22 protein-coding genes are annotated in these 20,678 nt (G+C 46.3%); 10 read left to right on the top strand and 12 right to left on the bottom strand.

Going from position 1 to position 20,678, the window contains the following annotated elements; all coding sequences use genetic code 11:
- The 3 genes from G7B18_RS13900 to G7B18_RS13890 all read left to right on the top strand — a co-directional run.
- The coding region (locus tag G7B18_RS13900) for a carboxypeptidase-like regulatory domain-containing protein (RefSeq protein ID WP_164123149.1) at positions 1-636 on the top strand (636 nt) is incomplete at its 5' end.
- 81 nt (positions 637-717) lie between these two features.
- On the top strand, positions 718-2,484 hold the full coding sequence (locus G7B18_RS13895; protein WP_164123147.1) for a TonB-dependent receptor plug domain-containing protein: 1,767 nt from the start codon (positions 718-720) through the stop codon (positions 2,482-2,484).
- A gap of 36 nt (positions 2,485-2,520) precedes the next feature.
- The gene (locus G7B18_RS13890) at positions 2,521-3,579 is read left to right on the top strand and encodes a TonB-dependent receptor domain-containing protein (protein WP_164123145.1); all 1,059 of its coding nucleotides are present in this window, start codon (positions 2,521-2,523) and stop codon (positions 3,577-3,579) included.
- 141 nt (positions 3,580-3,720) lie between these two features.
- Here G7B18_RS13890 and G7B18_RS13885 read toward each other — a convergent pair whose 3' ends face one another.
- The 6 genes from G7B18_RS13885 to G7B18_RS13870 all read right to left on the bottom strand — a co-directional run bounded on the left by G7B18_RS13885 (position 3,721) and on the right by G7B18_RS13870 (position 6,451).
- Entirely contained in the window at positions 3,721-4,065 is a 345-nt protein-coding gene (locus G7B18_RS13885; protein WP_164123143.1) for a hypothetical protein, read from the bottom strand.
- Between the two features lie 106 nt (positions 4,066-4,171).
- Positions 4,172-4,429 (bottom strand): MauE/DoxX family redox-associated membrane protein, encoded by a 258-nt coding sequence (locus tag G7B18_RS19430; RefSeq protein ID WP_370626377.1) that lies wholly within the window; start codon positions 4,427-4,429, stop codon positions 4,172-4,174.
- Positions 4,387-4,695, bottom strand: a complete 309-nt coding sequence (locus G7B18_RS13880) for a MauE/DoxX family redox-associated membrane protein (RefSeq protein WP_164112431.1) — start codon at positions 4,693-4,695, stop codon at positions 4,387-4,389. The genes G7B18_RS19430 and G7B18_RS13880 overlap by 43 nt, the downstream gene beginning before the upstream one ends.
- 23 nt (positions 4,696-4,718) lie before the next feature.
- The gene (locus G7B18_RS13875; RefSeq protein WP_205601719.1) at positions 4,719-5,501 is read right to left on the bottom strand and encodes a hypothetical protein; all 783 of its coding nucleotides are present in this window, start codon (positions 5,499-5,501) and stop codon (positions 4,719-4,721) included.
- On the bottom strand, positions 5,473-5,601 hold the full coding sequence (locus G7B18_RS19240; RefSeq protein WP_262886627.1) for a hypothetical protein: 129 nt from the start codon (positions 5,599-5,601) through the stop codon (positions 5,473-5,475). The genes G7B18_RS13875 and G7B18_RS19240 overlap by 29 nt, the downstream gene beginning before the upstream one ends.
- Positions 5,602-5,683: 82 nt before the next feature.
- Positions 5,684-6,451, bottom strand: coding sequence for a lysophospholipid acyltransferase family protein (locus tag G7B18_RS13870; RefSeq protein ID WP_164123141.1), 768 nt, complete (start codon positions 6,449-6,451; stop codon positions 5,684-5,686).
- Positions 6,452-6,748: 297 nt separating this feature from the next.
- Here G7B18_RS13870 and G7B18_RS13865 point away from each other — a divergent pair, with 297 nt between their 5' ends.
- The 6 genes from G7B18_RS13865 to G7B18_RS13840 all read left to right on the top strand — a co-directional run bounded on the left by G7B18_RS13865 (position 6,749) and on the right by G7B18_RS13840 (position 13,738).
- The gene (locus G7B18_RS13865; protein WP_164123139.1) at positions 6,749-7,282 is read left to right on the top strand and encodes an RNA polymerase sigma-70 factor; all 534 of its coding nucleotides are present in this window, start codon (positions 6,749-6,751) and stop codon (positions 7,280-7,282) included.
- Positions 7,279-8,247: a FecR family protein gene (locus G7B18_RS13860; protein ID WP_164123137.1), complete on the top strand. Its 969-nt coding sequence runs from the start codon at positions 7,279-7,281 to the stop codon at positions 8,245-8,247. The genes G7B18_RS13865 and G7B18_RS13860 overlap by 4 nt, the downstream gene beginning before the upstream one ends.
- Positions 8,225-10,066, top strand: coding sequence for a carboxypeptidase-like regulatory domain-containing protein (locus G7B18_RS13855; RefSeq protein WP_164123135.1), 1,842 nt, complete (start codon positions 8,225-8,227; stop codon positions 10,064-10,066). The genes G7B18_RS13860 and G7B18_RS13855 overlap by 23 nt, the downstream gene beginning before the upstream one ends.
- Positions 10,067-10,217: 151 nt before the next feature.
- Positions 10,218-11,111: a methylisocitrate lyase gene (gene prpB, locus G7B18_RS13850; RefSeq protein WP_164123133.1), complete on the top strand. Its 894-nt coding sequence runs from the start codon at positions 10,218-10,220 to the stop codon at positions 11,109-11,111.
- On the top strand, positions 11,098-12,249 hold the full coding sequence (prpC, locus tag G7B18_RS13845) for a 2-methylcitrate synthase (RefSeq protein WP_164112424.1): 1,152 nt from the start codon (positions 11,098-11,100) through the stop codon (positions 12,247-12,249). The genes prpB and prpC overlap by 14 nt, the downstream gene beginning before the upstream one ends.
- 37 nt (positions 12,250-12,286) lie before the next feature.
- A complete protein-coding gene (locus G7B18_RS13840) occupies positions 12,287-13,738 on the top strand; it encodes a bifunctional 2-methylcitrate dehydratase/aconitate hydratase (protein WP_164112423.1) in 1,452 nt (483 codons plus the stop codon).
- A 19-nt stretch (positions 13,739-13,757) separates the two neighbouring features.
- Here the strand turns inward: G7B18_RS13840 and G7B18_RS13835 are convergent, their stop codons facing one another.
- The gene (locus G7B18_RS13835) at positions 13,758-14,948 is read right to left on the bottom strand and encodes a 3-hydroxyacyl-CoA dehydrogenase family protein (RefSeq protein WP_164112422.1); all 1,191 of its coding nucleotides are present in this window, start codon (positions 14,946-14,948) and stop codon (positions 13,758-13,760) included.
- Between the two features lie 4 nt (positions 14,949-14,952).
- Positions 14,953-16,125: an acyl-CoA dehydrogenase family protein gene (locus G7B18_RS13830; RefSeq protein WP_164123132.1), complete on the bottom strand. Its 1,173-nt coding sequence runs from the start codon at positions 16,123-16,125 to the stop codon at positions 14,953-14,955.
- 218 nt (positions 16,126-16,343) lie between these two features.
- Between G7B18_RS13830 and G7B18_RS13825 the strand changes: the two genes are divergently transcribed.
- Positions 16,344-17,522, top strand: a complete 1,179-nt coding sequence (locus G7B18_RS13825; protein ID WP_164123130.1) for a thiolase family protein — start codon at positions 16,344-16,346, stop codon at positions 17,520-17,522.
- A gap of 193 nt (positions 17,523-17,715) precedes the next feature.
- Here the strand turns inward: G7B18_RS13825 and G7B18_RS13820 are convergent, their stop codons facing one another.
- Genes G7B18_RS13820 through thiM form a run of 4 tightly spaced genes read right to left on the bottom strand, consistent with a single transcriptional unit; the run spans position 17,716 to position 20,629 of the window.
- The gene (locus G7B18_RS13820; protein WP_164123128.1) at positions 17,716-18,372 is read right to left on the bottom strand and encodes a TenA family protein; all 657 of its coding nucleotides are present in this window, start codon (positions 18,370-18,372) and stop codon (positions 17,716-17,718) included.
- Positions 18,359-19,192, bottom strand: coding sequence for a bifunctional hydroxymethylpyrimidine kinase/phosphomethylpyrimidine kinase (gene thiD, locus G7B18_RS13815; protein ID WP_164112418.1), 834 nt, complete (start codon positions 19,190-19,192; stop codon positions 18,359-18,361). The genes G7B18_RS13820 and thiD overlap by 14 nt, the downstream gene beginning before the upstream one ends.
- Positions 19,192-19,836, bottom strand: coding sequence for a thiamine phosphate synthase (gene thiE, locus G7B18_RS13810; protein ID WP_164123127.1), 645 nt, complete (start codon positions 19,834-19,836; stop codon positions 19,192-19,194). Before thiE ends, thiD begins: the two co-directional genes overlap by 1 nt.
- Positions 19,820-20,629, bottom strand: a complete 810-nt coding sequence (gene thiM / locus G7B18_RS13805; RefSeq protein WP_164123126.1) for a hydroxyethylthiazole kinase — start codon at positions 20,627-20,629, stop codon at positions 19,820-19,822. Before thiM ends, thiE begins: the two co-directional genes overlap by 17 nt.
- Between the last annotated feature and the right edge of the window lie 49 nt (positions 20,630-20,678).

Raw genomic sequence — 20,678 nt, 5'->3', positions numbered from 1 at the left:
TCGAACAGCACCCGAAGGAGTGTCGAAGCAGTCTCGAACCCGTCCCGAAGCGCTGTCGAAGAACAGTCGAAGGGCACTCGAAGCCTTGTCGAAGCGGAGGGTGCGCGTACGAAGGTTGAACGAGGGATGATACCAGAACGACCTGCTGGAAGAGAGATCGGTTGCTTCGTTGTCGTTCCTCCCACTCGCACGGACATCAACCCCGCAGATGACCTATATGTCGATCGATTGATTTCAAGGGGTTTTCGGGCGCGCTGTAGAGCATTCGGGAGCAAAGTGGAGTCTATGGTCGTCGGTAGTAAAACAATGCGGGAGAGGAGCTTAAAATGGCTTAAACAAAGAACGTATGGCAGAGGGTCGTGGCTCCCGGGAGCTATCAGCCATAAGCTATCCGCTTGTTTAATAATATTTTGTGTTGTGTTTAGTAGTCCCGCCACAAGCGGGGCGGTCGCTCAGACGCAGCCGGGGTCGGTACTCCAAGGTGAGGTACGCTCGGCTGCCGATGGGTCGATCATCGAAGGGGCGACGGTCACGAACGGCAAAAACGCCGTACGTACAGATGCAAAAGGTACATTTAGCATCGCTGTAGATAAATCACATGGATCATTATTAATCAAATATATAGGCTATAAATAGCAAAGCGTTTCTTATGATAATACAACTACTTTTTTAAAGATACAGCTGCAGGACGGCAGCAAGGAAATTGAAGAGGTCGAGGTGGTCTCTACGGGTTATCAGAATATACCGAAAGAACGGGCTACAGGAAGTTTTGAAGTTGTGGATAGTGCGCTTTTTCACCGTCGTATGGGCACGAATGTCATCGACCGTTTAGAGAATATGGTGCCAGGTATGCTGTTCGACCGTACACCGGGAGCGCCTGATCCGATATTGATCCGAGGTCGCAGTACCATTTTCGGTGATGCTTCGCCGCTGATCATATTGGACAATTTTCCCTACGAAGGCGATATCAATAGCATCAATCCAAATGATATCGAGTCTGTGACGGTGCTGAAAGATGCGGCGGCAGCTTCAATATGGGGATCAAGGGCAGGTAATGGGGTTATTGTTGTCAGCACCAAAAAGGGAAAAGCGGGAAAACCCAATATCCAGCTCAATAGTAATGTGACGATACGATCCCGTCCTGATCTTTATAATGTTCCAGTGATGTCCAGTAAGGATTTTATTGAAATGGAGGAGCTGATGTTTGGAAGAAATTACTATGATAGTAAGTTGACGAATACTTTTAGTTGGCCGGTGTTAAGCCCTTTGGTAGAGCTGTTGGATAAAGTTCGTTCGGGTGATGTGGATGAAGTGCAGGCACGTGGCCAGATCGATAAATGGAAGACCATGGATTATCGTAGCGATCTGACGGATTACTTTTATCGCACGGGGGTACAACAGCAGCATAGCCTTAATATCAGTGGTCGCTCAGATAGGCAACAGTATTATCTTTCTGCCGGTCTGGATAAGGATAAGCAACATCTGCTGGGCAATTCGAACAGTCGGTTCACATTGCGTGGTCAATATGGTTTTAAGCTTTATGATGGTCTGGAAATAGATGCTACCATGCAGCTGGGACAGCAGCGCAATACCAGTAGCAGTAATCCAGGGGTAAATCTGAACGCAGGTGGCCTGATAGGTATGTATCCCTATGCGGATCTGCTGGACGAGAATGGTAACGCGTTGGTAATACCGCATTCATTTGGTGCTGCAATTAAGAAGTCGATAAGCGATCAGTCCGGTGTGGATTGGAGTAATAGACCCTATGACGACATCCGTTATAGCAGGTACAATACTTACCTTAATGATAATTTATTACAGACTTCGGTGCGCTATAGGCCGTTGGATTGGCTGACAGCCGAATTGCGGTATCAGTTTCAGCAGTCAAGCGATGATCTGAACTATTTAAACGATAAAGAATCCTATTTTGTCCGGCATCGGGTCAATAGCTTTTATCAGCCGACAGGTACCAATAAATTTCCTGTTCCTTCGGCTGGTTACCTAGAGCAACGCATATCCGGTACACGATCGCACCAAGGACGTGCGCAGCTGGCTGTCGATAAAACTTGGAGGCAGCATGACGTACATGGTATATTGGGATGGGAGATCCGTGATGTGCTGACCAAGGGGCTTACTTCTACATTCTATGGGTACGAGCGGGAAGGGAGCCTGACCAACAGTCAGATGAATTTTGGACAGAGCTACAAGAACTCCTATAATACCTCCAGTAGTTTGATTCCTAATGGACAGGGAATTTCAGAAATGCTCGATCGATTTTTGTCTACCTATGCAAATTTGTCTTACAGCTATAAATCGAGGTATACCTTAAGTGCTAGTGTACGTAATGATGCGGCTAATCTGTATGGTGTTGAAACCAATATGAAGGGTACGCCGCTATGGTCGCTAGGCTTAGCTTACCAACTAAGTAAAGAGGATTTTTACAAACTTGAGGCTGTGCCTGTTTTAAAATTAAGAGCTACTTAAGGACATAACGGCAACCTCGTCCGCGGGGCAAACGCGATGGTCACTGCGCGTTACAGACAGCTCGGGGCTATACCAGAGATCAGTGCCGATATTGTTGGACTCCCTAACGAACGCCTGCGCTGGGAAAAGGTGAAACAGCTAAATCTAGGTCTTGACTTTGGGCTGAAAAATCAGATGCTGAGCGGAACGATAGAATACTACCGCAAGACCGCTGTCGATCTGTTGGGGACCGCACCCCTGGATCCCACATTGGGTGCAAGTTCGTTCTTTGGTAATGTAGCCAATATGAAAGGACAGGGTTGGGATTTAAGTCTATACGCCCGTATAGGTAAAGGAAAGCTGAAATGGATGCCTAGCCTGATCGGTAGCTACGCCCGGACGGAAATCACGAAATACCTGATGCCTGTTGGTAATGGTAGTGCCTATCTTGCGGAGAGCCGTGTCAATCCTGTGGTGGGCAAGCCGGTATTCGCTGTGTACGGTTACCGCTGGGAAGGACTGGACAGTCAGGGGGATCCACAAGGCTGGCTGAATGGCCAGATATCCAAAACCTACAGCAGCATTACAGGACAGACCAAACTGGATTCCATGCATTATGCAGGGGCTACGCAGCCGCTGTGGTTTGCAGGATTCCGGCATACTTTTAACTATGGGCCTGCGTCACTTTCATTTAACCTGAGTTATCGCGGTGGTCATTATTTTAGAGCATCTTCGATTCAGTACGGCAATATGGTGGAGTGGTGGAAAGGGCATTCCGATTATGCTGCCCGCTGGCAACAGGTAGGTGATGAATCGCGGACGGATGTGCCGGCATTCCGCCCCGAGTTGCCGGCAGGAAGGGATCAGTTTTACATAAACTCAGCTGTGTTATTGGAAAGAGCCGATATGATTCGCCTGGACGATATACAGTTTTCGTACAATCTCGCCCAATCATTGCGACGCAGTTCGGTATTTGCGAACCTAACTGTACATTGTTATGCCCGGCCTACAGGTTTGATTTGGGCAGCGAACAACCGTGATATAGACCCCAACTATAAAGATATCCCCAAACAGACAGGAAGTATCGCATTGGGAATCACCGCACAGTTAAAATAAACCAGACATGAAAATTATATATGTTTTATTGTTTTGCAGCCTTTGGATGGGCTGCAGCAAAGAGAAATTTCTTGACGAGAAGCCAAATCAGGCTTTGGGCGCCTGATCGGCGCCCTTGAGTGAAATAGAAAAGAATTCTAGCTATGGATTATAGCGTATCACAAGTCCCGGATTAAGTGGACTTGCTTTCAATTGATAAACACCAGGTGCGATTTCATCACAATCTGATATTGGATAACCTTGCGCACAACAGTAAGAGTGTGTTTCTTCACAACCATCAGGTTTAACTGTTGTGCCATTGTCCAAATCAAACGAATTAGTTTCTTCGCAATTCGTTTGATTTTGACTACTCGCCGGAAACCAAACCATAGTTTGTGTCGTTTCCGCTTTTTTGTTGACTTGCGCTTTTTGGAATGATTGCAATCCAAACGCAAGTGTTAAGGCGATTACGCCTACTAGATAAGTTTTTGAAAGATACTTTTTCATTTGGGGTACCTCACTTTTCTTTAATGGTGCCTACTTGATTAGGGCATCGGCTTTCCCTCACTATTTTATTTGTTTAAGAACTAATCATCTGTACAGCTGGATGACCTTATTTTAACTCTCTGTCCACTATTGGCTGGTCCGTTGTGTAGGGATGATTAGTGCTTGATTTTATTTTTAGATTTGGGCAGTAGTAATAAAGTCCAAAGATGGATAAGGATAATAAGAAGGCATTCAGCCAGAAATGTGCATGCCAGGATAAGCTGCCTATAATCTTTGAGCAGGAGCAGGGTACGTGACCCAGTACCTTTGTCAATCCTAAACCTACATAGACCGTAAATATGAGCAGTAGTATAGCTGAACCCAAAAACCATATTTGCGTGTCTTCGGTAAGAATAATAATATGCCTGTCAGTAATTCTACACCGGGCACAACATAAGTCAGGGGTTTGATACTCCATTTTGGGAGTGGCTGGCGACCGAGATTAACCTCAAATGTCCATAGGTCGGCAAATTTGTCTATAGCCGTATGAAACCATAAGAATAATAATACAAAGGCTATGGCCAGATGTATGTTTTCCTTGCTTAGGATGGATGTCGCTGTCGACTTTTGTATTGGTGCTGTTGTGTTCATAATATTATCTGCTTGTTCTTAAATTAATAGCCCATGTCTAATGATATCTCCCTGATATAGTCTATCGTCGGCGGATACCCCTTTGGAAAGTGTTTATAATTTTTAATGTAGCCACGCACTGTGTTGGGTGGTTCCTGCGCCACTACTTCAGCCAGACTTTCTTCCATTTGTGCGAGATAGCTTTCTTGGCTATAGCTTCCTTTATGGTTATTTACCCAGCCTGCAATCTGACTACTGGCCCAGAGGGATTCTAATTTTTTATGACCGTATCGCCAATCATAGCCCATCATTTCGAATGCCGCAAGTACAATGGCGTACAGTTCGCTGAGGTCTATATGCTTGATGATCTGTTTACGTGCTGTACTGAGCTTGAGCATGCCGTTTATCACTGCATTGGCAAGATCTAGTTCCATAGCAAGGACCTCTTGGTATTCGTGTAGGAGCTTTTTAGCAATGTGATAATCGTAGTCGGGAGCATTGACCTTGATAAAACAGCCCTTCTTAAGGAGTTGCTTTAGGGCATGGTTGACCAGATAGGTAAATTCGGATGCCTCGGCTCTGTATTGACCATTAGCAGCGGTATGTTTTTCAACTTTCTTATAGCCCTTGCAGAGATACGCTGGCGCTAACAATCCGAATCTGGATTCGTAATTCGCAGCTACGATAGCATAGCTATGATATAGTACCTCTCGCTCGTCATCAATAACAGCGAAGGGGAAGTGATAGGGGGTATTAGTCCAGCCTTCTGGTGCTAGATTTTGAATTAGCTGGTCCGCATCAGAAAGATGGCATATGGTACTGGCCACCGATTTTAACACCAAAATCCACTTCTTGTGCTTTTGTTTCCTGATTAAGACCGAATCCCATTGCCGCCAGAAGCAGGCCATACGTTAATTGTTTTTTCATGGTTATTGATTTAATATATTTTATTAATCTGTTTATATATATGATGCTCGAACTAAAGTATACCCTTAGCTTTTTTTTATTTTTATTTCCATCGCTTGTGTGACCACAGCCACCAGCTGGGATCCTGCTGTATGCTCTTTTCCAGTTTTCGGGTATAGGAGGTGGTGATATGCCCGTCGGGGCTATCTGTTGCACGCAGGCAGATGGGCTGTAGGTTGGCTTTCCATTTGTGGTTGCCAATGGCCTGTAGCTCGATGTAGGCCACATATGCATCAAGGCGCTTGGCAATACGCTCGGGACCCATAAACATATAGGAAGGCTGCTGTAAAAAATCAATGGCCAGTCCATTGGCTTGCCCCGGAAACTGATCCGCTATAAATAGTGTAATAGAAGGGTGACCCGTTTGGTCTAGGAGGATTTTGGCCGCCTGCTGGGAGGGAAGTAGGCGTAATCCGTATTGACCCCGTCTTTTTTGTAGGAAGCGGTCTACCCAGCGGTTTTTTTGAGGTTTGTACAGCGACTGTATGGGGAGTCCTAGCTGTAGTGGCAGTTTGCCCAATATCTCCCAATTGCCATAATGGCCAAGCAGAAGAATGATCTGGCGATCCGCACGATATTGCTGGTGCAGTGTGCGGTACAGATCGGCCGAGAGGATGAGCTCTGGACGGCTAGGGAGTAATAGCTCTACGATCAGACGGCACATATTGCGGTAGAACCGTTGATGTTGCAGCGATAGCTCCTTGTAATCCGACAGTGGAAAGGAGCGGGCGAGATTCTGGGTGACGACTGCGCTACGGTAGCGTAGTATCTTACCGATCAGAAATCCTCCAAAATTATATATCCTGTTCATAAGTGCCTTAGTTTTCGCTAAACTCATGTACCATACGGATCAATAGCGCCAGAAGGTAGGTCACCATACTGAAGAGGAGTACAAGGATCGTGATAAAGAAGAGTAGTAGCATAAGATTCCTTTTTATAGTTTTGACAATTAATAGCAGCTATACCCTTACTTTTATTTTAAAAAAAGTGCAGGAAAATGATCGTAATGGAAGAACGGATAAAAAAAAGTAAAAAATAATAAGGGGGTAAGCGCTATAGACTGTCTTAGCTAGGTAAGTTGTAGTAAATGACTAATTAAATTGAATGTATGTCTTTGCAGAAAGAAACAAAGTTTGAGCAGGTATTCCGGGAGCATTTTAAGGCTTTGCATGGCTATGCCTACAAAATTCTAGAAGACTCGGATGCTGCTGAAGAAGCTGTGCAGCAGGTTTTTTTACGGTTTTGGGAAAGGGACTGGGAGAATACCATCCATACTTCCGTCAAATCGTATCTCTATAAATCGGTTTATTACGAATGTCTGAATGTCTTGAAAAGAGGTCAGCTGAAGCAGCGCTACGAGGCTTATCAACAGCGGAGCGGAGCGTTGGATACGCATATCGACGGTACAGATACCGAGCTAAAGAAACAATTGCATGTCGCACTGGCAAAATTGCCGGAAAAAAGCAGAGCGGTGTTCGAGATGAGCCGCTTTCAGGAGCTGAAATATCATGAGATAGCCAAAGTGCTCGAGCTATCGCTGAAGACTGTCGAAGGGCATATGACGAAGGCGCTTCGGCACTTGAGGGTTCATCTGGCGGATTATTTAAATGTTGTTGTCTTTTTATTAATCAATGGATTATGAATAAGGAAGAATTGATAAAATATATAAGTGGTGATTTGAATGCGGAGCAGCGGATTGTGGTAGAAACGTGGATCAGGGAGAGCGCCGAAAACGAAAAGGAATATACGGATATGAAAAAGATATGGGAGTGGAGCGGTGCTTCGGATCAAAGTCCGGAGGTGGACGTGGATCGCGCCTGGGCCGATTTTGTAAAGCTCCGGGACGAACAGCCCACTAAGGTGCTCGTATTAACGGAGGAGAAGCGTTCCAGAGGCTGGAGGCCATGGATGGTGGCGGCAGCGATAGTGATGCTATTGATGTCTTCGGTAGGTGTTCTGAAATGGACATTGTCTACTGATCTATCCCTGGATTCGAACGATAGGCTGCAACAGGCAGGACTGCCGGACGGTAGCACGGTGTACCTTAATAAGAAGACGGTATTGGATTATAAAAAAGGCTGGCTGGCCAAAGAGCGTACCGTGGTACTTAGCAAAGGTGAGGCGTTTTTTGATGTGAAACGGGATACGACACAGCCTTTTGTCATCCAGAGTGGAAAAAGCACGATTACGGTGCTGGGTACAAGTTTTCATGTGCGCAGAGCGGATGGCGAGACGGAGGTCATTGTCTCTTCGGGATCGGTACGGGTGGATCATGCCGGCAATAGCGTACGCCTGAAGCCTAATGATAGGGTGCTGATCCAAGATACGGCACGTACGAAAGTGAAGGTGGATACAGTGGAGGATCAGCTCTACAAGTATTACATCCATCAGCAGTTTATTTTTGAGAATACACCACTGAACCGTGTATTTGAGGTACTGGGCAAGGCGTTCGACCAAAAGTTTGTTGTGGTGGATGATAAGACCAAAGTGCTGCGCTATACAGCATCATTCGAGCGGCAGACATTGAACGAGATGCTGGACGTGGTATTGAAAACTTTTGAATTGAAAATTGAGAAAAAAGGTAATGTATATTATATTAAAGGATAACCCGGTTATGTTCCAGTTTATTAAAAGCTTTAGATTGATTGTTTACTTTATAAATAGAGCTAAGTTTTTTGTAGCGTTGTCTATTTTTATTCTGGCACAGGCAGATGCATTTTCACAGGCAAAACTAGCGCAGGTGGTCAAGATGCCGGCTTATGGAAAGACTTCTGTAGGACAGCTCTTGGAGCGGCTACAGCAGGACAAGGGGCTGTTATTTTCTTACAATAGCCAATTGATTGACTTAGATAGCGTGGTCCAGGCGAATGCGCATAACGGGGTGTTGATCGATTACTTAGAACGCTGTCTCGGTCCACGGTATTCCTTTAAGGAGACGGCTTCGCATATTATTATCAGCCGCTCGGATTGGCGGATGGTGGTCGAGCAGGTGGATATCGATATTAAGCAGCATAATAAAACTATGATCTCGGGATATGTGCGTGATCTACGTAGCAATAAGCCTTTGTCTTTTGCGAGTGTATATGATAAAGGGACCTATCTGAATGCAACGTTGACGAATAAGGATGGATTTTTTGAACTAGACGTCAAAAAGCCGGACAGTAAGGTGATCATTGGGCTTAATAAGGAAAACTATAGGGATACGACATTGATTCTTTTGTTGCCGATCGACGTGTCTAAAGACAGCAAAGCGAAGAAAGTGGGCTATTATGTATTGGTGGATTCGAACCGTAATATCTACAAGACTTTCTTGGGTGCAGCATTCAGTAGTGCATCGCAGCGCATACAAAGTGCTAATCTGGGTGGGTTCTTTATCTATAGCCCGTACCAGATGTCGTTGACGCCGGGATTGAGTACGCACGGTTTCTTTAATTCGCAGATTGTGAACAAGGTGTCTATCAATATATTGGGTGGATATACAGCTGGTGTGGATGGTGTGGAATTTGCCGGGGGCTTCAACCTTAATCAATACAAGGTCAGGGGTGTACAGATGGCCGGAGGGGTGAATGTAGTCGGTGGGGATGTGTCAGGTGTGCAGATCGCTGGAGTCGGCAATGTGGTGTTGCGTAATGTGAAGGGGGTACAGATGGCCGGTGGCTGGAATAAAGTGGATACCGTTCGCGGGCTACAGCTCACTGGAGTGATCAATATAGCGAAAGAGGTGAAGGGCGGACAGCTGGCCGGTGGGGTCAATTATACAAAGGATACCGTACAGTACCAATTGGCCGGGGTAATGAATAGGGCTGGTGTAGTGAAGGGGATACAGATGGCGGGAGGGATTAATATTGCGACGAAGACCGCAGGAAACCAGGTGTCAGGACTGATGAATATAGCTAAGAAAGTCAAAGGTGTACAGCTTGCTACATTAATCAATATTGCAGATAGTAGTGATTACCCTATTGCGCTATTTAACTGGATAAAGAATGGAAGGAGGCAGCTGGGACTAGTTGCCGATGAGAGTGGTTTTATAGGCGTAAACTTTAGATCAGGAGGCCGGGTTATGTACAGTATCTTGGGAATGGGTACCTACCTGGATCATGATGCTTATAAATATGGAGTGGAAGTCGGATTGGGGGCTACTCTGCTGGAGCGCCATAGATTTGCCCTATCGGCCGAACTGACGCAGCGGATGCATATGGACAAGAGTATGGGATGGAAGGATGCTTCGCGCAGTTCGCTGCAATTGATCCCATCGCTGTTATTGTCTTCACACCTCCGCGCTTATGTCGCGCCATCTCTCAATTATTCGCAGGCCGCGGAGGTTGCCGACCAAGATGGGAAACCGCTGTGGAAGCTGTGGAAAGCGGATGCAAAAAATAATACATTCCATGGTGGACTGACGGCTGGTCTGGTCTATCAGTTTTAATGTTAATAAATCCTAATCATTTGGTATTGATTAAATTATATTCGTATATTATCCGTTGAGAAATAAACCCTGTATTAGCAGGTTTATACGAATTAATAAGACTATACGCTGGTAGCTAGTGCTGGCGTATAGTCGTTCAATATCCAATTATATGATAAACTCTCCAGGGCTTCTTTTTAGGGAAGCTATTGAAAAGGAAAAACCTTTGCAGGTGGTCGGCGCTATCAATGCCAACCATGCCCTGCTGGCCCAACAGGCCGGATTTCAAGCTATTTATTTATCGGGAGGTGGCGTTGCTGCCGGTTCATTGGGTATACCCGATCTGGGTATTACCAACTTACAGGATGTTCTTATTGATGTAGACCGCATTACGAATGTATGCGACCTGCCGCTTATGGTGGATATTGATACGGGGTTTGGGCCATCGGCATTCAATGTGGCTCGTACGATCAAGTCGCTGATAAAAGCAGGGGCCGCCGCCGTACATATGGAGGATCAGGTCGGAGCCAAGCGCTGTGGGCACCGCCCGGGTAAGGAGCTGGTATCGGCTACCGAAATGTGTGATCGTATCAAAGCGGCTGTAGATGCAAAAACGGATGCTCATTTTGTGATCGGTGCCCGTACTGATGCTATCGCTTCGGAAGGGGTAGACAGGGCGATAGAGCGGGCACTGGCTTATAAGGAGGCTGGAGCTGATTTTATCTTTGCCGAGGCGGTACTCGATATGGCGGATTATCGGTCTTTCGCATCAGCAACAGGGCTACCGATACTGGCCAATATTACAGAATTCGGGCAGACACCGTTATTTACTGTCGAGCAGTTGCGTGAGTCAGGTGTTTCGATTGTTCTGTATCCGCTATCGGCATTCCGGGCGGCGAATAAAGCGGCAACGCAGGTCTATGAACATATCCGTAAAGATGGAGGACAGCAGGCCGTACTCCAGGATATGCAGACACGCGAAGAGTTGTACCGCAGTATAGACTATTATGCATATGAAAACCGATTAGATAACCTTTTCAAAACTAAATACGATGAACGAGACTAACGAACAAGGATTTAAACCGAAGAAAAGTGTCGCGCTATCGGGCGTGGCTGCAGGAAATACGGCCTTGAGTACCGTGGGGAAGACAGGTAATGATCTGCACTATAGGGGATATGATATCCTGGAGCTAGCGGATGGGGCTACTTTTGAAGAGGTGGCCTACCTGTTGATCTACGGTACACTGCCCACGCAGGCGCAGCTTAATGCGTACCAGACCCAACTACTCAGTCAGCGCGGATTACCTATTGCGATACAAAAGGTACTAAAGCAGTTGCCTACGACATCGCACCCGATGGATGTATTGCGTACTTATGTTTCGGTATTCGGGAGTCTACAGCCGGAAAAGGATAGTCATCCGCTGGCAGGGGCCCGTGATATCGCTAATCGGTTGATGTCTTCGATGGGATCGGCATTGCTGTACTGGCACCATTTCAGTCAAAACGGACGTGAGATCGCTGTAGAGACCGATGATGCGACATTAGGAGGGCATTTTCTGCGCCTGCTACATGGCACAGTGCCACCGGATTCTTGGGTGCGTGCCATGCAGATATCACTCAATCTCTACGCCGAGCACGAGTTTAATGCCTCGACATTCACCGCTCGTGTGATCGCAGGTACGGGGTCGGATATGTATTCTTGTATAGCAGGGGCTATAGGTGCGTTACGAGGACCTAAGCATGGAGGCGCCAATGAGGTAGCCTATGAAATACAGACCCGATATGCGAATCCGGATGAGGCGGAAGCAGATATACGGCAGCGGCTGGCCAATAAGGAGGTGATCATCGGGTTTGGGCACCCGGTGTATACGATTTCGGATCCTCGCAATGAGGTCATCAAACGTGTCGCCCGAGAGCTATCGGAAGAAGCAGGGGATATGAACTTGTACTATATCGCTGAACGATTGGAAAAGGTGATGTGGGAAGAGAAGCGTATGTTCCCTAACTTGGACTGGTACTCGGCAGTATCCTACCACCTGATGGGCATACCTACGGAGATGTTTACACCTTTATTTGTACTGTCGCGCATTACGGGCTGGTCGGCTCATGTGTTCGAACAACGGCAGGATGGCAAGATTATACGGCCTAGTGCAAATTATGTAGGTCCGGAGAATAGAGCCTTTGTGCCTTTGAATCAACGTTAATTCTTATTTTATATTACTTTAAACTTAAATTTTGAAAATGTTTTCTATACTATCGAATGAAAGACCTCAACCTGATCAGGTGCTAGTGGATATAGCTAATTATGTATTGGATTATAAGATAACAAGTACAGTAGCGAAAAGGACTGCTTTTTACTGCTTCTTGGATACGATAGGCTGCGGTTTTGAAGCTTTGACCTATCCGGCGTGCACCAAGTTGATGGGGCCTGTGGTTGAGGGTACAATTGTACCTCAGGGAGCTAAGGTACCGGGTACCTCCTATCAGTTGGATCCCATACAGGCAGCATTCAACATTGGTGCTATGATTCGTTGGCTAGATTTTAATGATACCTGGCTTGCAGCAGAATGGGGGCATCCGTCTGACAATCTGGGGGGTATTTTAGCTGTTGCTGACTGGATAAGCCGTACCAATGTAGCTAAGGGGCAAAAAGCCCTTACGATGGATGTGGTCCTTGATGCGATGATCATGGCGCATGAGGTGCAAGGAGTTTTGGCCTTGGAGAATGCTTTTAATAAAGTAGGTCTTGATCACGTGATATTGGTAAAGGTAGCCTCTACGGCTGTAGTTGGCCGGCTCTTAGGACTTACGCGAGACGAGTTGATCAATGCCGTGTCTTTAGCTTTTGTTGATGGGCAAGCTTTGCGAACCTACCGACATACGCCGAATACAGGGAGTCGCAAGTCTTGGGCGGCGGGAGATGCTACTTCCAGAGCCGTTCGCTTGGCATTAATTGCGAAAACGGGAGAGATGGGATACCCTTCGGTGTTGTCTGCACCTAAATGGGGATTTTATGACGTCTTGTTTCAGGGTCAAAGTTTTGATTTTCAGAGAGGTTACGGTTCTTATGTGATGGAGAATGTGCTGTTTAAGATTTCTTTCCCGGCAGAGTTTCATGCCCAGACTGCAGTGGAATGTGCGATGCAGCTCTATGAAGCGCTCGGAGCACGAGGACAGACTGCTGAAGATATTGCGCACATCACTATACGTACACATGAAGCGGCTATCCGAATCATCGATAAAAAGGGACCGCTGTATAATCCTGCAGACCGTGATCACTGCCTTCAATACATGGTGGCTATACCGTTGTTATTTGGGCGGCTTACAGCAGAAGACTATGAAGATGCTGTGTCATCAGATCCTCGAATAGATGTATTGCGGGATAAGATAACCTGTATAGAGGACAAAAAGTTTACTGTAGATTATCACAATCCGGAGAAGCGGGCGATATCTAACGCTATTACAGTCGAGCTGAATGATGGGACGATACTTTCTGAAGTGGTGGTCGAATATCCCATAGGGCACCCCCGTCGTAGGGAAGAAGGTATTCCGATTCTGATAGAAAAGTATAAACGGAATTTAGCGCGTATTTTCTCGGAAAAGCAACAGCGGTTAATCTGTGAGGCAACCCTAGATTACGACATGTTTATTGCTAAGGATGTCAATGATTTAGTAGATTTGATGATAAAGTAGCCCTAGGGTTACTTTATCATCATTGATAGAAAGTGTAGTTTTGCGCGGCCTTTTTGCGTAGGGAATCCGGGATTTCCCATTGTTCACCTTTGTCGGCAAATTGCTCACAGTCCTTCACGAACTGTGGTAAACCCACCTGATCGATATGACGGAACACACCTCCTGTGTGGTTTGGGTATCCGATGCCTAGCGTAGCTCCCATATCGCCATCGCTAGGCTTGTCTAAAATACCTTCTTCCAGACAACGGTAGCTATCCAAGGCCATGACATGCAAGAGTCTCTTGGCTATTGTTCCTTCTCCGGCAATAGGGACTGTAGTAGGTAATGTTGAATCTTTCCATATTTTTTTTGACTCCTCATAATTATAAAACCCTTTGCCTGCTTTACGTCCCGATCGGCCTTGAGCAATCAATGTTTCTAAATAACGGTACGCTCGCCGTTGACTGCTACTCAGCGATGGGAGTTGGTCATATACGTGCAGCATCAGCGGAAGGGATATCTCATCCAGTACGGCCAGTGGACTGGCACCGAAGCCAGCTAGTCGGGCCTCTGCTTCGATCAACTCAGCAGGCATACCTTCCAGCAACATGGTGATCGCTTCGAGGAGGTAATTGAAAAAGACCCGAGAGGTGTAAAAGCCCGGGCCATCATTGACAACAATCACCGTTTTACCCAACTTATGGGCTGTTTGTATAGCTTTTTCTACGGTTTGTGGGCTTGTTTTTTCGCCACGGATGATTTCTACAAGCCTCATGCGGTCTACGGGCGAGAAGAAGTGCATACCTATGAAGTTCTTAGGATTGTGACTTGATTTTGCCAGCTCACTGATAAGAAGGGATGTGGTATTAGATGCAAAAAAGGCTTCTGGACAGAGACCGTACTGCGATGCTTCAATAACCGTCTTTTTAAGTTCCATATCTTCGAATACAGCCTCAATGATCATATCCAGGTCGTGGAATTTGTCGTAATCGGTTACCGGTTGGATATTTGCAAGGAGCTGTGCCATTTGCTCGGCCTGCATTTTTCCGAGTTCTATATGCTTTAGGCAGACACGTTCGGAATAGGATTTACCGTGTTGTGCCTGCTCCATAGTTACGTCTTTGAGCAATACCTTAACGCCAGCCTTTGCTGCCTCAAAGGCAATTCCGGCCCCCATCATACCGGCACCAATAATGCCTATACGGGATAAGTTAAATGGAGTGTTCAACATAGTTTTATGTATTGGTTTTGGGTTCGTATTGAATGTCATCAATAGCTATTTTAGCTATAATTTCAAGCATGATTTCAGAGGTACCTCCGATGATGGTGCCTACGCGTACATCGCGGTACAGTCGTGCTATCTTGTAATCTTCGGTAAAACCATAGCCGCCGAACAGTTGTAAACACTGGCTGACAACTCTGACAGCGAGTTCGCTGGCCTGCAATTTGGCAATGGAACATTCTTTAACAGCGTATTCGCCCTGTTGTTGCAGGTCGCAACAATGTTGTATAAATGCTTTGGTCGTTGTGATGTCGGCGACCATCTGAGCTACACGGTGTCGTAGTGCCTGAAAGTCCTGTAGCTTCCGGCCAAAGGCCTCGCGTTGTCGCATGTAGTCCAAAGTGTAATCCAGAGCCGACTCCGCCGTAGCTAGACTGTGTATGGCGGCAGTGAGACGCTCCAATTGGAGTCCGCCCATGAGGTACTTAAATCCCGCGTCTTCCTCTCCGATGAGATGGGTAACCGGTACTTGGACCTGGTCAAATCCAAGCTCGGCAGTATCTGAGGCCAACCAGCCCATTTTCGCGATCTTGGTAGCCGTTACTCCTGGACTGTTTCGGTCGATAAGGAGCAGGCTGATTCCCTTGTGCCCTTTTTCGGGACTCGTTTTTACAGCAGTAATGAAAAAATCGCCGTAGTACCCATTGGTGATAAAAGTTTTTGAGCCATTGACAAGGTAATAGTCTCCTTCTCGGCGCGCTGTAGTTTTGATCTGTTGGACATCCGATCCGGCACCGGGTTCAGTGATAGCCACGGCACTGATGAGGTCTCCGCTCAATACAGGGCTTAGGTATCTTTGCTTCAGTTCTTCGGATGCATGTTTAAATAGGTATGGAGCTGACATGTACTGTATTACTAAAGCGGATATAGTAAATCCGCCTGAAAAACAGTGGGAAAGCTCTTCACATAGTATCATAGAAAAATAGAAGTCCAGGTTTAGTCCGCCATATTCTTCAGGATAGTTCAGTCCCATAAATCCCATGTTACCCATTTTCTTCCAGATCTCGCGATCTATCTGTCCTCGCTGTTCCCAACGATCGATTTGAGGAAGGATTTCTTTACGTATGAATGTACGTAGTGTCTCTCGGAATGTTTCGTGTTCTGCTGTCAATAGTGATGCCCGCATATACGTTTAAGTTTACTGGTTATACCTCCCGATAGTATTTTGTTAGTTATTCGGGATAATTGCTAATTTAACCAAAAATGTTTTGTATTTCCTATTTATTTTGATATTTAATACTAAATTTGTTACTTATCACAATGGAGCGATTTGTTCGTTTATCGTGATCGTTGGGGCAATCCCAATTATAAACTTTTAATTCATCATATATAGGGTTTTACGTTATGTCAAGAAGAGTATTTATCGTTGCCGCAAAGCGAACTGCAATAGGTGGTTTTGGTGGCGGATTGTCCAGTCTATCGGCAACAGATCTGGGTGCTAAAGTCGTCGAAAATATTTTAAATAATATTCAGCTAGAAGCCAATGAGGTGGATGAGTTGCTGATGGGAAACGTTATTCAGGCTAATCTAGGACAGGCTCCTGCTAGACAGGTCGCCAAAAAAGGAGGTCTCTCCGACAATGTGTCTGCAACGACTATCAATAAGGTCTGCGCGAGCGGTATGAAAGCTGTAGCATTGGCAGCGCAGGCCATTCGATTGGGAGATGCCGATACGGTACTGGCCGGAGGGATGGAGAGTATGAGCCAGGCGCCATACTATGCGACATCAACGAGGTGGGGAGCCAAGTTTGGCGATCAGACACTAGTGGATGGACTTCAGAAAGACGGTCTCTCTGATGCGTACAGTCAGGATGCGATGGGGGTATTTGCAGAGTTGTGTGCGGATAAATATTCGATAACCCGGGAGGCGCAGGATGCCTATGCTATTTCTTCCTACCAGCGTAGTAAGGAGGCTTGGGAAGCGGGTAAGTTTAAAAAGGAAGTTGTCCCGGTGACGATACAGGGACGTAAGGGGGATGTGACGGTAGGACAGGACGAGGAGTTTGATCAGGTGAATTACGATAAAATTCCTTCGCTGAGACCGGCTTTTAAAAAGGACGGGACTGTTACAGCAGCAAATGCATCGACAATCAGTGACGGTGCCGCGGTGTTGCTTTTGATGAGTGAAGAGAAGATGCACGCTTTGGGACTGAAACCATTGGTGGAGGTGATTGCCTGTGCGGATGCAGAACAGGCACCGGAGTGGTTTACGACTACGCCGGGTGTAGCGACGGAGAAGGTGCTGAAAAAGGCTGGATTGACGATTGCTGATATTGATTTCTTCGAGTTCAACGAGGCTTTTTCTGTCGTAGCCTTGGCTAATGCGCAGCTATTGGGCATTGATCTCAACAAGGTAAATGTATACGGTGGAGCGGTGTCTTTGGGACATCCGTTGGGCTGCTCGGGGGCACGTATCCTCGTGACGCTTAGCAGCGTGCTGGAACAGGAGCAAGGGACCTATGGTCTAGCAGCTATCTGTAATGGCGGAGGCGGTGCTTCGGCTATGATTCTGAAGCGCGTATAGAGATATACCGTTGAATATAAAGACTTTTTATTCAACTGAAAACGCGTTTTTGTGAAGCGTTGATTTTTTCCTAAATATATAGGAAAACGACGATAGTGAACGTCATTTCGACCTTGTGGAGAAATCTATGGACTGTGTATCGTTAATACATAGCTTCTAGATCTCTCCGCTACGGTCGAGAGGACGGTATAGTTTACCAAGTTGTTTTGTTGTAAGCTGCGTCCCAAAACTTAAATTCCATCCGGGAGGCAGTTACGTAGGCGTCCAGCATTTGCTTACGAATAGCGTCTGTAGTACGCTCGGCAGCAGCATTAACGTAACCGGCTGCTTTTTTTACACCTATTCCGAATTCAGGACCACTGTACGTATCAATCCAATTTTTATAGGGATTATCTGCATGGGTCTGCGTGCTGATTATATAATCGCCAACCTCTTTGTAGATGACAAAGCAGGGGAGTACTGCTGCTAGCGCTACCTCTAAAGGGGCAAATGCCGCTGTACTTTTTAAGAAATGTACATAGTGGTGGCATACAGGTTCGAGATCTGTGCTGGCACTGTCTTCATGTATGCCAAATTGCATAAAATAGCTTTCATGGAGCGCCCGCTCGACAATAAGCGCATTCTTGCCAAAGTCGAAGAAGTCTAACGCTTGGTTGTTGTCCGTACATTTGCTACCTAGGTAGGCAAGCACCCGACCGTAGTGCTCCAGATACCGTGCATCCTGCTGCATATAAAACTGAAACTTATCCAATGGAAGCGTTCCGTTTTTCAGTTCCTGTATAAAAGGCATATCCAATATTTGCTGATATAAGGGTTGTATGGTCTGCCAAGCTTGCTTAGTCCATGTCATATACTATGAGTTTTTGGGGGTTATGAAAGTGATTTAGTGGACCGTTGCCGCGTCCTAAAGCTAAGTGCTGACTACCTTGTATGGCTTTGTTGACATAGTCAAGTGCATTGCCTACTGCTGTCGGAAGTTCTTCACCACGCGCTAAATAGCTTGCTATGGCAGAAGATAGGGTGCATCCCGAACCATGCGTGTTGTCCGTCTCTATTTTTGCAGTGTCAAATTGGATGTCCTTACCTGCGCTCAGGAAGATGGATGAAAGATCATCGCCCGGAAGGTGACCTCCTTTTACAAGGACGGCTTGACAGCCCATTTGTAGGAGCTTCGCTCCGGCAATACGCATCTTGGCTAGACTGTCCACTTGCTCGTTGATGAGGACAGCAACCTCGTCCAGATTTGGCGTGATCAATGTGGCTATCGGAAATAGTTTATCGATACAAGCCTGTATCGTGTCGGCTTGTATCAGTCGGTGTCCACTGGTAGATACCATCACTGGATCAAAGATAATAGGCCCCCTGTAGTCTTTTAGAAAATCAGCGATAAGCTCCACAAGGATGGTGCTGTGTACCATGCCAATTTTGATGGCAGTAGGATATATATCTTCAAATAGGGTCTCGAGCTGATCTTTTATCGCTTGGGTAGGTATCTCGTATATGTTCTTGACACCTTGCGTGTTTTGCACAGGTAGAGCTGTAAGTACGTTCATAGCGTAGCAGCCCAAAGCAGAGATGGTCTTTGTATCTGCTTGTATGCCTGCACCACCACTCCCATCAAAACCGGCTATGGAGAGTACAGAGGCTACGGTGTATTTCTTCGCTTCCATTACAATATATTGTTTTTAATTTTTCTCTTTAAAGTCAATGCTGTTTCTTTGGGATTATCGCTGTGACATATAGCAGATACCACAGCCATACTGGAGGCACCGGCCCGTTGTGCTTCCGCAATGTTAGATTCGTTGATATGGCCAATAGCGACCAGTGGTAAGGTGGTTAATGCCCTTATTCGCTTTATTCCCGAGATACCCCATTCTGTAATGGTGTTTTTTTTTGTGTCCGTACGAAAGACAGGGCTCACGCCCAGATGCTGTACGTACTTTATCTCAGGAGAATCTAACTGTAGGAGGCATTCTATCGACCATCCAATATGAAACCTAGTCCCGTATTGGGCCACGATCTCACTGGGAGGCGTATCTTGTTGTCCCACGTGTATGCCCCAGGCGCCGACGGCAGCAGCGACGTCGACAGCGTCGTTAATAACGAGAGGAATTTGATACCTGTCTGTTATTTCTTTTAGCGCCTTTGCCTTTTTAACAAACTCCTGGTAATCTGTGTTTTTTTCGCGCAGCTGTATAATATCTACGCCACCTAGGATAGCTTCCTCAGCTACCTGGAGCCAAGGTAATTTTGTGCAGTCCTGTTCGGACAGAACCAGATACAGGGGATATGGAAAGTTAATCTCTTCGGGCATAGCGCTGTATATTAAGTTCGCGTTGTAAGGTGGCGGTATCCAGGTTGTATAGGGCGTCTAACAAATGCATTTGTAAGCTTCCGGGACCTTTAGCGGTTCGTGCAGCCAGCTCGCCTGTCAGGCTTAGTACAGCGACTCCGGCAATAGTTTCCTCGACAGTGTCGTTGCGGAGGCCCAAAAAGGCTCCGATCAGCGCTGAGGAGGTACATCCCAGTCCTGTAACTTTTGTCATCATGATATGGCCATTGTGGACTTCGATAATCTCGTTTGCAGAGATGATATAATCTATTTCACCAGAGATACATATGATGGATTTATAACTATCCTGAAGCTTAATAGCAGCATGAAGGGCACTGGAACTGTGAGCGGTACTATCTACGCCTTTTGTGGTAGCTTGACTGAAGTCGGCTAAGGCCAGTATTTCGGATGCATTGCCCCGGATGACGGTAGGTCGAAGGCTTAAAAGCTGCTTAAGGGCTTCATTGCGGAGTACGGAGATGCCTGCACCAACCGGATCGAGAACCCAAGGGCAGCCTATGGTGCTGGCATGAGACGCGGCTTTAAACATAGATTCGATCCAAGAGGTGCTAAGTGTCCCAATATTGATCACTAATGACCTAGATAGAGCGACCACGTCTTCGATCTCAGCAGGACTATGTGCCATTACCGGAGAGGCACCCAATGCAAGTAAGGCATTAGCTGTATTGTTCATCACAACGAGATTGGTGATGTTGTGTACCAGAGGATTGAGTGTTCTTAGTTCCTCCAGTTGATTAATGATAGAATTTACCATGCGTAAGCCAGATTTAAAAGATATGCGTTTCAAAGGCTTTGAGGAAGTG

Origin of the sequence: Sphingobacterium sp. xlx-130 (genome assembly GCF_011007405.1) — a bacterium.
In the GTDB taxonomy this organism is placed as follows: Bacteria; Bacteroidota; Bacteroidia; order Sphingobacteriales; family Sphingobacteriaceae; genus Sphingobacterium; species Sphingobacterium luzhongxinii.
The sequence above is the reverse complement of the archived record's forward strand: the minus strand, read 5'-3'. Positions and strand labels throughout refer to the sequence as shown.

What these genes read in the sequence shown, in the direction of transcription:
- G7B18_RS13860 (WP_164123137.1), top strand. Translation starts at nt 7,279, where the DNA reads ATGAATAAGGAAGAATTGATAAAATATATAAGTGGTGATTTGAATGCG.
- G7B18_RS13865 (WP_164123139.1), top strand. Translation starts at nt 6,749, where the DNA reads ATGTCTTTGCAGAAAGAAACAAAGTTTGAGCAGGTATTCCGGGAGCAT.
- prpC (WP_164112424.1), top strand. Translation starts at nt 11,098, where the DNA reads ATGAACGAGACTAACGAACAAGGATTTAAACCGAAGAAAAGTGTCGCG.
- thiE (WP_164123127.1), bottom strand. Translation starts at nt 19,836, where the DNA reads ATGCCCGAAGAGATTAACTTTCCATATCCCCTGTATCTGGTTCTGTCC.
- G7B18_RS13890 (WP_164123145.1), top strand. Translation starts at nt 2,521, where the DNA reads ATGGTCACTGCGCGTTACAGACAGCTCGGGGCTATACCAGAGATCAGT.
- thiD (WP_164112418.1), bottom strand. Translation starts at nt 19,192, where the DNA reads ATGGAAGCGAAGAAATACACCGTAGCCTCTGTACTCTCCATAGCCGGT.
- G7B18_RS13830 (WP_164123132.1), bottom strand. Translation starts at nt 16,125, where the DNA reads ATGCGGGCATCACTATTGACAGCAGAACACGAAACATTCCGAGAGACA.
- G7B18_RS13880 (WP_164112431.1), bottom strand. Translation starts at nt 4,695, where the DNA reads ATGAACACAACAGCACCAATACAAAAGTCGACAGCGACATCCATCCTA.
- G7B18_RS13835 (WP_164112422.1), bottom strand. Translation starts at nt 14,948, where the DNA reads ATGTTGAACACTCCATTTAACTTATCCCGTATAGGCATTATTGGTGCC.
- G7B18_RS19240 (WP_262886627.1), bottom strand. Translation starts at nt 5,601, where the DNA reads ATGAAAAAACAATTAACGTATGGCCTGCTTCTGGCGGCAATGGGATTC.
- G7B18_RS13820 (WP_164123128.1), bottom strand. Translation starts at nt 18,372, where the DNA reads ATGACATGGACTAAGCAAGCTTGGCAGACCATACAACCCTTATATCAG.
- G7B18_RS13855 (WP_164123135.1), top strand. Translation starts at nt 8,225, where the DNA reads ATGTATATTATATTAAAGGATAACCCGGTTATGTTCCAGTTTATTAAA.
- G7B18_RS13870 (WP_164123141.1), bottom strand. Translation starts at nt 6,451, where the DNA reads ATGAACAGGATATATAATTTTGGAGGATTTCTGATCGGTAAGATACTA.
- thiM (WP_164123126.1), bottom strand. Translation starts at nt 20,629, where the DNA reads ATGGTAAATTCTATCATTAATCAACTGGAGGAACTAAGAACACTCAAT.
- G7B18_RS13825 (WP_164123130.1), top strand. Translation starts at nt 16,344, where the DNA reads ATGTCAAGAAGAGTATTTATCGTTGCCGCAAAGCGAACTGCAATAGGT.
- prpB (WP_164123133.1), top strand. Translation starts at nt 10,218, where the DNA reads ATGATAAACTCTCCAGGGCTTCTTTTTAGGGAAGCTATTGAAAAGGAA.
- G7B18_RS13885 (WP_164123143.1), bottom strand. Translation starts at nt 4,065, where the DNA reads ATGAAAAAGTATCTTTCAAAAACTTATCTAGTAGGCGTAATCGCCTTA.
- G7B18_RS13840 (WP_164112423.1), top strand. Translation starts at nt 12,287, where the DNA reads ATGTTTTCTATACTATCGAATGAAAGACCTCAACCTGATCAGGTGCTA.